We start from the raw sequence: 12,620 nt of genomic DNA on the forward strand, positions 1-12,620 counted from the left end.
AGCAACAACGCATCCCCCCTTTCTGCCGTCATGCCGGACTTGATCCGGCATCCATTGGCTCTACGCCTGATCGAGTGGAGGTAAACCCAGCATGATCGCACGATCCTCCCAGAACGGATTATCCTTTTCGATGAGCGCCACCTTCCACTCCCGTCGCCATCTCTTGAGCTTCTTCTCAAGCGCGATCGCAGCGGGGAAATCCGCCTGATGTTCGAACCACACCAATCGCTGGACCCCGTATCGCCGCGTAAACCCATCGAATACGCCGGTGCGATGTTGATGGATACGCTCGAACAAATGCCCTGTAACACCAATATACAGCGTAGCATGCCGACCGCTTGCAAGGATGTAGACACAGGGCTGGTTGGACATGATGATCATATGAAGCGCCAATGGATGCCGGATCAAGTCCGGCATGACGCCAATTTAGGGTAAGGCAATGACCAACCAATTCGACCTCACCGACGACCAACGCGAAATCCAGGAGCTCGCGCGCCGCTTCACCGCCGACGCGATCACCCCGCACGCCGCCGAGTGGGACGAAAAACACATCTTCCCCCGCGACACGATCCGCGCGGCGGCGGAACTGGGTTTCGGCGGCATCTACGTCTCCGAAAGCGCCGGCGGCATCGGCCTTGGCCGCCTCGAAGCCGCGCTCATCATGGAAGCCATGGCCTATGGCTGCCCCTCCACCAGCGCCTTCATCTCGATCCACAATATGGCCGCCTGGATGATCGACACGTTCGGCAGCCAAGCGCTCAAGGCCGCCTATCTCCCCGACCTCCTCCCCATGACCCGCATAGCCAGCTATTGCTTGACCGAAGCAGGCGCAGGCTCGGACGCGGCCAGCCTCAAGACCAAGGCGGTCAAGGATGGCGACCATTATGTCGTCACCGGCTCCAAGCAATTCATCTCCGGCGGCGGCGAGAATGAAGTCTATCTCGTCATGGTCCGCACGGGGCAGGAAGGGCCAAAGGGCATTAGCTGCCTCGTCATCGACAAGGATATGCCCGGCGTCAGCTTTGGCGCGCAGGAACGCAAACTCGGCTGGCACAGCCAACCCACCGCCCAGGTCAATTTCGACGCCGTCCGCGTCCCCGTCGCCAATCTCGTCGGCGCCGAAGGACAGGGCTTTGCCATCGCCATGGCGGGCCTCGACGGTGGCCGCCTCAACATCGGCGCTTGCTCGCTCGGCGGCGCGCAGCGCTGCATCGACGAAGCCGTCCAATATACCAAGGACCGCAAGCAATTCGGCCAGTCCATCGCCGACTTCCAGAACACCCAGTTCATGCTGGCCGACATGGAGACCGAGCTGCAGGCCGCCCGCACCCTGCTCTACGCCGCCGCCGTCAAGGTCACGGACAACGCCCCGGACAAGACCCGCTTCGCCGCCATGGCCAAGCGCTTCGCCACCGACACCGGCTCCTCCGTCGTGGACCGCGCGCTGCAACTCCATGGCGGCTATGGCTATCTGATGGACTACCCCGTCGAACGCTTCTGGCGCGACCTGCGCGTCCATTCCATCCTCGAAGGCACCAACCAGGTCATGCGCATGATCATCGCGCGGGATATGCTGCGGGATTAAACAGAAAAGCCGTTCGGGCTGAGCTTGTCGAAGCCCTCCACTTTTCTTCAAGAAAAACGGCCCTTCGACAGGCTCAGGGCGAACGGAAAGATAGGTCAGCGTGACAGACGACGTTCTCACTTTCATCGAAAACACTATCGGCCGCATCCGCCTCAACCGCCCCAAGGCGATCCACGCCCTCACGCCCGACATGTGCGAGGCGATCAACACCGCCCTGCTCGCCTGGCGCACCGACGACAGCGTAACCGCCGTGATGATCGACCACGCGGAAGGCCGTGGCTTCTGCGCCGGCGGCGATATCGCGCTCATCGCCAACAGCGCCAAAACGGACTGCGTCGAAGCCGAACGCTTCTTCCACCTCGAATATCGCATGAACCATCTGCTGTTCGTCTATGACAAGCCGATCGTCGCCTTCATCGACGGCATCGTCATGGGTGGCGGCGTCGGCATTTCGCTCCCCGCCCGCTATCGTGTCGCGACGGAACGGACGACCTTCGCCATGCCCGAAACCGGCATCGGCCTCTTCCCAGACGTCGGCGGCGGCTGGTATCTCCCCCGCCTGCCGGGCCGGGTCGGCGCATGGCTCGCCGCCACCGGCGCGCGGATCGACGGCGCGGATTGCGCCGCGATCGGCATCGCCACCCATTATATGCCGTCCGACACGCTGGACGAGGTCAAGGCACGCATCCTCGCCGACCCCGCCAATCTCGCGCCCATCCTCGACGCCGCCGCGCAAACACCCCCGCCCTCCAAACTCGAAGCCGCCCGCCCCGACATCGACCGCCTCTTCGCCTCGGACAAGGCGGAGGGGATCGTCGCCGCGCTCGACGCCGACGGCAACGAATGGGCCGCCAGGCAGCGCGCCACCCTCGCCACCAAATCGCCCCAGACGATCAAGGTCGCCCTGCGCCAACTGATCGAGGGCGCGGCCCAGCCGGATTTCGCATCCAACATGGCGATGGAATATGGCCTCGCCTGCGCGATCATCCGCCGCCCCGATTTCGTCGAAGGCGTGCGCGCGCTGATCTTCGACAAGGATAACAAGCCGCAATGGAACCCGGCCACACTGGAAGAGGTCAGCGACGCGATGATCGATGCGATCTTCACGCCCCTCCCCGCCGACCAGCAATGGACGCCGCTGCCAGCGCTCGCGACCTGATCTGTCCTACACCGCAGGCACCTGCTATCATCCCGATGCACGCTGCCTGCCCCACGCCGCCCGCTTTCCGATAGGATCAGGGCCGCGCACGAATATGTCCGTTTTTACGGGAAATATGCGAAGTTAAGCAGGAGAGAAGAGCATCATGACCCAGACCATCGCCTTCATCGGACTCGGCAATATGGGCGGCGGCATGGCCGCCAACCTGCTTAAGCACGGCTATGCCGTCCGCGCCTTCGACCTGTCGGAAGAGGCTCTCGCCAAGGCGGAATCCTTGGGTGCCATCCGCGCCAGCAGCGCCGCCGACGCCGCGACCGACGCCGACGCCGTCGTCACCATGCTGCCCGCCGGCAAGCATGTCGAAAGCGTGTATTCGGGCGAAGTCTATGGCGCGGCCAGCCCCGGTGCCTTGTTCCTCGATTGCTCGACCATCGACGTCGCCACCGCCCGCCGCGTGATCGACGCCGCGACCGACAGAGGCTTCGACATGGTCGATGCCCCCGTCTCCGGCGGCATCGCCGCGGCCAATGGCGGGACGCTCACCTTCATGGTCGGCGGCACCGACGCCGGCTTCGAACGGGCAAAGCCGATCCTCTCGGCCATGGGCAAGGCGGTCATTCACGCGGGCGGCGCGGGCAATGGCCAGGCGGCCAAAATCTGCAACAACATGCTGCTCGGCGCGACCATGGTCGCCACCTGCGAGAGCTTCGCTATGGCGAAGAAACTGGGCCTCGATCCGCAGACCTTCTATGATATCTCCAGCGTCTCGTCGGGCCAAAGCTGGTCGATGACCAGCTACTGCCCCGTCCCCGGCGTCGGCCCGCAATCGCCATCCGACAATGGCTATCAGGGCGGCTTCGCCGTCGGCCTGATGCTCAAGGACTTGAAACTCGCCACTGAAGCCGCCGCCTCGGTAGGCGCATCCATACCCATGGGCAACGTGGCGGAATCGCTCTACCAACTCCTCGCCAACCAGGGCGAAGCCACCCGCGACTTCTCCCTCATGATCGAGATGCTGGAGGGTAAGTAACCCCCTCCGTTCGTTTCGAGCGAAGTCGAGAAACGCTCGCACCCCGCTTCTCGACTTCGCTCAGGGCGAACGGTGCATCACTTCCCCTTCCCCGCCTCAGCCGCCGCCAGCACGCGCAACACATTGCCCGCCCAGATCTTCTGCACATCCGCCTCGCCATAGCCCGCCTTCAACAGCGCCTCGGTGATCCTGGGCAGGTCCAGCACATCCTCCATGCCAACGACCCCGCCGCCACCATCCCAGTCCGCGCCGATGCCGACATGGTCCGGCCCCACGACCTTGAGCGCATGCAGCATATGCGCCATGAAATCATCGAAGGTTGCCCGGTCGGTCTCAGGATAAAGCCGGTCGATCTCCTGCCGCTTGGCCAGCAGTTCCGCCCGCTTTTCCGCCGTCATCTTGCCGCCATCCCGCATCGACGCGAACAGCGCGCCCATCGCCTTCTGCCGTTCGGGGTTCGGCTGGGAAGCCTTCAAATAAGCCCCATAGGCGTTCATCTGAATGACGCCGCCCTTGGCCGCCAGCGCCTTCAACCGATCATCATCAATGTTGCGCGGATGGTCATAGACCGCCTTGCACCCCGAATGAGTCAGCAGCACCGGCGTCGTCGACAAGGCCAGCAGATCGTCCAGCACCTGGTCCGAACTATGCGAGGCATCGGGCACGATGCCCAGCCGGTTCATGTCCTTGAGCAATTGCTTGCCGAGCGGACTAAGCCCGCCATAGCGCGGCTTCTTGGACGGGTCGGTCGAACTGTCGGCAAACTGGTTATGCGCAAAATGGGCAAAGCCCACGACCCGCACGCCCATGTCGTAGAAGGTCTGGAGCAGGCCGATATCCTCGCCCAGCGGATAGGCATTTTCGATCGACATATAGACGACCCGCTTGCCCGCCGCCGCGATCGGCGCGGCGTCCTTCGCCTCCAATGCGAGCGCGAAATTGGCCGGGTCCGCCGCCACCATCTCGCGGATCGACACCCCCCGCATCAGCGCGAAATCCCGCGCCTTGGCGAACCCCTCGACCGTCAACGGCCCCTGCCCCGTATAGATGGCCCAGAAACCGCCATCCAGCCCGCCCTTCTTCATGCGCGGCAAATCGACCTGAGTATAGTCGCTATGCACGCCATGTTCCTCGTCGATCGACCAGTCAGGCAGGTCGAGCGAGGCGGGCGTATCGAGATGGCTGTCGAGCGTCAGCAGTTTCTGGTGCAATTGCTGCACCTTCTTCGGCACAGCCTGCGCCGACACCGCAACCGGGAGCAGCGCGATCAGCGCTGCCCCCATCATAAGTCCAACCCGCATCAGATTTCGCCCGAAATGGTGAACTGGAAGGTGCGCGGCGACAGCGGCCGGAAGAAGCCGTCGCCCGTCACGGTCGAGGAAATATAGGAGAGGGTGTCCTTGTCGAACAGATTGTCGACATTGAACCGCGCCTTCACGCTCTTGACCGGCCCCAGGCTGAATCCATCGCCAATATCGACATAGGCGCTGAACACGGTGAAGCCCGGCACGCTCGACCCCGGCGAATTGACGAAGGTGGACCAGCGGCGGCTGGTATATTTGCCGGAGATATTGCCCACCAGCCAGCTCGCCGGTTCGATCGTCACGCCGCCATTGACGATCCATTTGGCGCTGTCGGGAATGAACTTGCCATCGGTCGCATAGGTCAGGGTAGGCGTGACGATATCGTCCTTGAACTTGGCGATATTATAGGTGGCGCTCAGGTTGAAATAGGCAAGGCCATTGAGCACGGATGGTTTGAACGTGCCGCTGAATTCCGCGCCATAGGCCGTCACCCGGCCGACATTCTGAAAGAAGGTTTCGGTGACGTTGGTCGTACCGGGCAGGATTCCCGTGATCGACTGGATGCGATTCTTGAACTTGGTGTAATAGCCCGCCAGCGAGGCATAAAATTGCCCCTGGTTGGTGCGGATGCCCGCCTCGAAATTCTGCGACCGTTCCGGCGCAGGAGCAGGCACGACGGCCGCGCTGCTGTTCAGCGCGACGGAGAAGATGTCGTCCATCCCCTTGGGCAAAGCCATATTTTCGGCATAGGAGGCGAAAATCTGGGTCTGGCTATCGATCTTGTAGAGGACGCCCGCCATCGGCAGGAACCCGTCGCCATAGCTGGCCCGGTTGGTCTGCGGTCCCCATCCGGCGACCCAGATGGGCGCAGCGGCGGTGCCCGCGTTGCGATAATAGTCGTTGAAGTCGCGATAGCCACTCTGGCGATAGTCGACATGCAGTGCCTTGATCCCCAGGTCGAAGATCAGGCTGTCATCCATCAGGGAAATGCGGTCCTTCACGAACGCCTGCGTCGTATGCCGTTCCGACTGATAGTCGCGCCGCACATAGACGAGTTCATCCAGATTGGGCGCGCTGGCGGGCGACCCGTCGGTCGTGTTGAAGCGTGCCTGGGTGCGATTATAGCTGTCGACCTCGGCCCACAGGCCCGCCTCCACGCTATGCGCGCCCATGTCCCAATGGAGTTTGGTGGTCAGGCCATAGCGGTCGCCACCCACCGTCGACAGACCATATTGCGTGCCGCGCGGTGCCGTCAGCGCCAGGCCTGCCGCCGTTTGCCGCGTATATTGCAACAGGCTGTTGGCATAGCTGTCGGGCGACACGCCATAGCCGCCCTTATCCTCATAATAGGCCGTCGCTTCGGCCCATACACCATCGGCGATGCCCAGATGGACGGTGCCGCCATAGAGCTTGTCCTTCCGCACGTTAAGCGCGAGATTGTAGGTATAGGTATAGTTGCTGTTGGAAAAAGCAGGGCCGCCCGCCACCGGCGCGAAACCCGGCGTACTGTTGGGCACGACGGCGATATAGCCACGATCCCGGCCGGTGTTGCCGCCCACATCCGGCGTTGCGGAATTGTAGAGTGTGCGGCTGAGCGTCGGCGAGTCATAGTCGAAAAAGTCGTTAGACACGAATTTGAACCGCGCCCAGCTATCGCCGCCCAGGTCGGCGTGGATCTGCGCCTCCCAATGCTCGCGATCGACCGTGCCGACGCCGCGCCACAGATCACTGTTGAGCTTGGTGCGGCTCACATAAGCTCGGAACGGACCGACCTGCCCCGTGCTGGCGCGGATGAAGGTCCGCTTCAGCCCGAAATCGCCAAAGCTCTGCGACACGAACAGGCCCATATCCTCCTGCGGCGCGATGCTGTTATATTGCACCACCGGCCCCAGCGTCGAATAGCTGGGCAGGCCTACATCGCCTGCGCCGACGGCGGCTTCAACCACGCCCAGATTTTCATTGTCGACATAGCGGAATACCGGGCTGCCACCGAACGCATCACTGCGGCCTGTTGGGATACCATCGACAATGAACCCGATCTGATCGAGGTTGAACGCGCGGGTCTGGACGCTGTTGCCGAATTCATAGAGGCCCAGCGCCCCGTCCGTCTGGACGTTGAAACCGGGCAATTGCTCCAGCATTTTCAGGCCCGAAATGCCCGATGGCGCGGACAGCAAAGCCTCGCGCGTCACCGCCACGACATTGCTCACCTTGTCCTCGCCGATCGCCTCGGACGATTGGGAAATGCGACGGCCAGTAACGGTGATGTTCGTCTCATCATCGCCGACCGGCTCCTGCGCATGGGCGGCAGGAATCAGGGCTGCGGCGGCACAGGCCAGCAACAGCGCGCGAGTGGACGGACGGACGACAAAATGGACGGACATGAAGAGGCTCCCTGGGTGTCATGAGCCGATCAGGGTGACGCGCAGGGCGTCGCACCTCTCCATGGATTGTTGTTCAGTTTCCTTCTGAAACGAGGATGCCCAAAAAAGCCGCCATCATTCTGTCACAAAATTGCTGATTGTTGCTGATCGGCTCCAGCAGATCAGCGTCCTTTCCAGACGCCAGGCCGCTTTTCGACAAAGGCGGTCATGCCTTCCTTCTTGTCCTCGGTCGCGGTCAGGATCTGGAACATGCGCCGCTCGGTCAGCAATCCTTGGGCAAGGCCCGTCTCGAACGCGATATTGACCATTTCCTTGTTCACCATCGCGGCCATCGGCGGCATCGCGGCGATGACGGCGGCGGTCTTGAGCGCATCGTCCAGCAGCTCGGCGGCAGGCACGATCCGGCTTACCAGCCCCGACCGTTCGGCTTCGTCAGCCCCCATCATCCGGCCGGTCAGGCACATGTCCATCGCCTTGGCCTTGCCGACCGCGCGAGTCAGGCGCTGCGATCCGCCCATGCCCGGCGCGACGCCCAGCTTGATTTCGGGCTGGCCGAATTTCGCCGTATCGGCCGCAATGATGAAGTCCGCCATCATCGCCAGTTCGCATCCGCCACCCAGCGCAAAGCCCGCCACCGCCGCAATCCACGGCTTGCGGGTGGCGACCACCTTGCTCTGCCAGCCGGAAAAGAAATCTTCCAGGAAGAAATCGGCCCCGTCCTTGTCGACCATCTCCTTGATGTCCGCGCCCGCCGCGAACGCTTTTTCGCTGCCGGTCAGGACGGCGCAATGCTGGGTCGGGTCGGCATCATAGGCGGCAAAGGCAGCGCTCAGGTCGCTCAGCACCTGGCCGTTGAGCGCATTCAAGGCTTGGGGCCGGTTCAGCGTGATCAGCGTAACCGCGTCGCGCTGTTCGACCAAAATCGTTTCATAGGTCATTGCCATCTCCCATTATTGCGTTGCCAATCAAGTCCGCACCAATTCCGATAAATCCTCCCCCTGTGGGGGAGGTGGCAGCCCGAAGGGCTGACGGAGGGGTGTCACCTTCTCGATAGCAGGACACCCCTCCGTCTGGCTGCGCCAGCCACCTCCCCTTCCAGGGGAGCATCAACGATGCGCACTGCTCTATGGACAAGCGACGCCATCCGCCACCCCTTGCGGCCTAGCATTTCCGCCAAGCCTATCGGCACAGATGCATGAAGTCCCGATCATAGCTTTTCAGATGCGCGCCGCCATCGACATAGAGCGTCTGCCCAGTGACGGCGGTCGCGTCGGCCAGATAGAGGACAGCCTGCGCGATCTGATCGGCCTGCGGCAACCGGCCAAGCGGCATCATCGCTTCCAGCCGCGCCATTTGTTCCGGATCATAGTCGGGCGTCGCGATGGTCAGCCCCGGCGCGACCGCATTGACCCGCACCTTCGGCGCCAGCGCATTGGCGCTCGTCTGCGTCAATCCCGCCAGCGCCAGCTTGGACAGTGTATAAGCCAACTGATCGCCATGGGGATGGTCGATCCGCTGGTCGAGGATATTGATGATGCAGCGATCGCCCGTGCCCGCCGGAACCGTCGCGAACGCCTTGGTCAGCATCGCGGGCGCAGCGCAATTGACGGCATAATGGCGCATCAGGTCATCCGCCGTCACCGTGTCGATCCGGTCCTGCCCAAACATCGCGGCGCTGTTGACCAATATGTCGGGGGGACGACCGAACCGCTCGGCCACCCGCGCAATCAATTCCTCGGCATTTTCCGGGTCAGCGAAATCGACAACGAAGCCGTCCCACTCCGTGCCCTGCGCCTCCAGCGTCAGCGCCAGATGAGAATCGAGCCGCGTATCATGGCTGCCATGGATCGCGAGCGAATGACCGGCCTTGGCAAATGCCCCGGCGATAATGCCGCCCAGCCGGCGATGCCCGCCCGTAACCAGTGCCAGCCGCTTGGTCGCCAGCGGTAATGGACCGACCGGCTCCACCAAAGGCCGCGCGCTGCCCAGTGGACGATAGGGACGTTCCTCTTGGCTCATGAACCGATGAGCTTCAACACTTCCTCGCGCGACTTTTCATCGTCGCGGAACACGCCCAGCATCCGGCTGGTCTTCATGATGACGCCCGGCGTGCGAACACCGCGCCCGGTCATGCAGCCATGCGTCGCCTCGATCACCACGGCCACGCCCTGGGGCTTCAGATGCTCCCAGATGCAGTTGGCAACCTCGGAGGTCAGCCGCTCCTGCACCTGCAAGCGATTGGCATAGGCATGCAGCACCCGCGCAAGCTTGGAAATGCCGACCACATAATCGCCAGGCAGATAGGCGATATGCGCCTTGCCGACGATCGGCGCCATATGGTGTTCGCAATGCGACTGAAACGGAATGTCCTTCAGCAACACGACATCGTCATAGCCGCCCACTTCGTGGAAGATGCGCGACAGATGATAGGCCGGGTCATCGCCATAGCCCCGGCAATATTCGCGCCACGCCCGCGCAACCCGCTCCGGCGTCTCGACCAGGCCCTCGCGTTCCGGCATGTCGCCCGACCACCGGATCAACGTGCGGATCGCATCGGACACTTCGGCCGGAACCGGCTCCTTGCCGTTACCAACGGTTTCCGCATCGGGATCACATGCCATGAACAGCGCCACTCCTTCTCTATTGCCCCGCATATGAGGATTTGATCCCGTAATGACCAGCCCTTTCGGGATGACTGGACAGCGTATCGCACGGGTGGCAAATCGGCACCGAATGGGAGGTGATCGAATAATAATGACGTTAAAACAGTTGAAACATGCGCACTGAACGGATCGCCGCTGTACTTCTGGCCGCCGGCATGTCGTCCCGCTTCGGCGACGAGGACAAGCTGATGGCCGACCTGCGTGGTAAGCCCGTCGCGGCGCATACGCTGGAAACGGTCGCATCGATGGCCTTTGCCGAACTGGTCGCGGTCGTCCGGCCGATCGACGTGGCACCCGTGCTCCACCGCAAGCTGGATCGACGCGGCTACAGCATCATCGTCAATGACCGCCCCGAAGACGGCATATCGGGCAGCATCGTGCGCGCAGTCGAACATCTCATGCCGATCAACCGCGTGCGCGGCATTCTCATCTGCCTCGCCGACATGCCCGACGTGCCGCAAAGCCATTATAACCGCATCTGCCTCGCGGCCGAGGATATCCGTTCGGTCGTCGCCAGCACCGACGGCTTCTCCTCCTCGCCCCCCGCCTTCATCGGCCGCAAGCATTTCCCCGAACTGCTGCGCCTGCGCGGGGATCAGGGCGCGCGCGCCTTGCTCAGCCATGGCCTGCAAATCGAAACCAGCGGCGGCATCCTCCACGATATCGACACGCCGGAGGATCTGGTGAGCAGCGTGCCGCCGCTATCCGACGGCTCAGCTTGACCGGGTCGGATCGGTCATCGCATCGGCCATCTCGCGCGGATCAGGCGCGCGGCTGAGCGGCAGCGATCCGGTCTGCCGTTCCAGCATCCGATGCACCACCGGCGGCACCGGCCCGGTATGCAACGCCCAAATGGCATCGCTATTGGCAATGTCGGCGACGGTCCGCCGCTGATTATGCCGGACATAATCGAGCCAGGTCGATACATGATAGCGCTCGATCCACAGTTCAGGATCGCTCAGATCCCGCATCAGTGACCAACCATGCGCCCCATCGCGCCGCCTGATCCGCCGCCGCTCGCTCATCGCGGTCAGGAAGGGCACGACCGATCCCGCCGGAATGCGATATTCGATTGTCACCACCACCGGCCCGCTGCGCGGCTCGACCGGCACCGCCGTATCCGGCTCCCGCCATCGGTTCTGCAGGTCCAGATTATCGTCGCCAATCTGCGGCAGCGGGCGCATCAGGCCGATCAGCGCCGCCACGAACTGTATCGCCGCCGACGCATAAAGTGCCTCGACCACGCCCTGGCTTTCGGCCAGCCAGCCAAATAGCCAGGCGCCAATCGCCATCCCGCCAAAGGCGCTCATCTGATAGAGCGACACCGACCGCGCCACCACCCAGCGCGGCGCGGACATCTGCACCGACACGTTGAAGGTCGACAGCGCCGTGACCCAGCCGAACCCCGCCAGCAGATAGCCCAGCAGCGCCAGCCCCAGCCAACTACTCATGCCGGTGATCGCCGTGCCCAGCGCCAGCATCAGCGCGGCATAGCGCACGATATGTTCGACCGACAGCCGCGCCCGCAAACGCCGGGTCGACAGCGCGCCCGTCACCGCGCCCAGCCCGAAAGCCCCGCTCGTCAGGCCAAAAGTCAGCGCGCCGCCGCCCAATATGTCGCGCGCGACCAGCGGCATCAGCGCCGACACGGCGCTCGCCCCGATGCCGAAAACCGCGGCGCGCATCAGCACAAGCTGGATATTAGGCGACATCGACACATAGCGAACCCCCGCCCGCATCGCGAGAGCCAGCCGCTCACGCGGCAATATCTTGGGCGGCAATTCCGGGTCCCATCGGAACAGCACCACCAGCAACCCGACATAGCTGACTGCGTTGGTCAGGAACGCCGCTGCCGCGCCTGCCGTCGCGACGATGACGCCGCCCAGCGCCGGGCCGACGCTGCGCGCCAGGTTGAAGCCCATCGAATTCATCGCCACCGCGCTCGGCAAGATCGCGCGCGGCACCATGTCGCCGACCGCCGCCTGCCAGGCCGGGCCGTTGATCGCGGTCGCACAGCCCAGCGCAAAGGTGAAAGCGAGCAGCAGCCAGGGCGTCATCCACCCGGCCCAGGCCGTTACCGCCAGCAAAGCCGACACCACCAGCATCCAGCTCTGGCAGGCAATCATCACCTTGCGCCGGTCCAGATTGTCGGCCACCGCCCCCGCCCATAGCGACAGCAGCATGATCGGCAGCGTCGTCGCCGCAGGCACCAATGCGATCAGCATCGGCGACGCCGACAGCGAAATCATCATCCACGCCGCGCCGACCGACTGGATCAGCCCGCCGAAATTGGACGCCAGGCTCGCCATCCAGATCGCGCGAAAGGTGGGGACGGAGAAGGGCGACGGCGCAGGGGGAGACTCGGCGGGGGACACGCCCCCCATGAAGCGGAATTGGACCGCAGCGTCAAACCCGCAACGGGCGCAAACCGCCCCTACGTCACGGCCAGTGCGGGCAGAAAAACATATTTCCCGCTTGCACTTTACGTAAACGTA

General features: G+C 63.3%; 11 protein-coding genes. 4 read left to right on the plus strand and 7 right to left on the minus strand.

Annotated elements, in window-relative coordinates; all coding sequences use genetic code 11:
- Positions 1-60 precede the first annotated feature (60 nt).
- Entirely contained in the window at positions 61-372 is a 312-nt protein-coding gene (locus V2I08_RS07240; RefSeq protein WP_349634588.1) for a GIY-YIG nuclease family protein, read from the minus strand.
- Positions 373-439: 67 nt separating this feature from the next.
- Between V2I08_RS07240 and V2I08_RS07245 the strand changes: the two genes are divergently transcribed.
- The 3 genes from V2I08_RS07245 to mmsB all read left to right on the plus strand — a co-directional run bounded on the left by V2I08_RS07245 (position 440) and on the right by mmsB (position 3,774).
- The gene (locus tag V2I08_RS07245) at positions 440-1,585 is read left to right on the plus strand and encodes an acyl-CoA dehydrogenase family protein (RefSeq protein ID WP_349634509.1); all 1,146 of its coding nucleotides are present in this window, start codon (positions 440-442) and stop codon (positions 1,583-1,585) included.
- Positions 1,586-1,685: 100 nt separating this feature from the next.
- Positions 1,686-2,744 (plus strand): enoyl-CoA hydratase/isomerase family protein, encoded by a 1,059-nt coding sequence (locus V2I08_RS07250; protein ID WP_349634510.1) that lies wholly within the window; start codon positions 1,686-1,688, stop codon positions 2,742-2,744.
- Positions 2,745-2,889: 145 nt separating this feature from the next.
- Positions 2,890-3,774, plus strand: coding sequence for a 3-hydroxyisobutyrate dehydrogenase (mmsB, locus tag V2I08_RS07255; protein ID WP_349634511.1), 885 nt, complete (start codon positions 2,890-2,892; stop codon positions 3,772-3,774).
- 77 nt (positions 3,775-3,851) lie between these two features.
- Here the strand turns inward: mmsB and V2I08_RS07260 are convergent, their stop codons facing one another.
- The 5 genes from V2I08_RS07260 to folE all read right to left on the minus strand — a co-directional run bounded on the left by V2I08_RS07260 (position 3,852) and on the right by folE (position 10,083).
- Positions 3,852-5,075, minus strand: coding sequence for a dipeptidase (locus V2I08_RS07260; RefSeq protein ID WP_349634512.1), 1,224 nt, complete (start codon positions 5,073-5,075; stop codon positions 3,852-3,854).
- The gene (locus tag V2I08_RS07265; RefSeq protein WP_349634513.1) at positions 5,075-7,462 is read right to left on the minus strand and encodes a TonB-dependent receptor domain-containing protein; all 2,388 of its coding nucleotides are present in this window, start codon (positions 7,460-7,462) and stop codon (positions 5,075-5,077) included. The genes V2I08_RS07260 and V2I08_RS07265 overlap by 1 nt, the downstream gene beginning before the upstream one ends.
- 161 nt (positions 7,463-7,623) lie before the next feature.
- A complete protein-coding gene (locus V2I08_RS07270; RefSeq protein ID WP_349634589.1) occupies positions 7,624-8,400 on the minus strand; it encodes an enoyl-CoA hydratase-related protein in 777 nt (258 codons plus the stop codon).
- Positions 8,401-8,641: 241 nt separating this feature from the next.
- A complete protein-coding gene (locus V2I08_RS07275; RefSeq protein WP_349634514.1) occupies positions 8,642-9,481 on the minus strand; it encodes an SDR family oxidoreductase in 840 nt (279 codons plus the stop codon).
- Positions 9,478-10,083 (minus strand): GTP cyclohydrolase I FolE, encoded by a 606-nt coding sequence (gene folE, locus V2I08_RS07280; protein WP_349634515.1) that lies wholly within the window; start codon positions 10,081-10,083, stop codon positions 9,478-9,480. Before folE ends, V2I08_RS07275 begins: the two co-directional genes overlap by 4 nt.
- Positions 10,084-10,238: 155 nt before the next feature.
- On the opposite strand from folE, the gene V2I08_RS07285 reads away from it, so the two are divergent.
- Complete coding sequence (locus tag V2I08_RS07285) at positions 10,239-10,847, plus strand: nucleotidyltransferase family protein (protein WP_349634516.1); 609 nt, start codon at positions 10,239-10,241, stop codon at positions 10,845-10,847.
- Here the strand turns inward: V2I08_RS07285 and V2I08_RS07290 are convergent.
- Complete coding sequence (locus V2I08_RS07290; RefSeq protein ID WP_349634517.1) at positions 10,839-12,509, minus strand: MFS transporter; 1,671 nt, start codon at positions 12,507-12,509, stop codon at positions 10,839-10,841. The two genes, V2I08_RS07285 and V2I08_RS07290, sit on opposite strands and share 9 nt — an antisense overlap.
- Positions 12,510-12,620 lie beyond the last annotated feature (111 nt).

It is taken from the genome of Sphingobium sp. MK2, assembly GCF_040170545.1.
Lineage (GTDB): Bacteria > Pseudomonadota > Alphaproteobacteria > Sphingomonadales > Sphingomonadaceae > Sphingobium.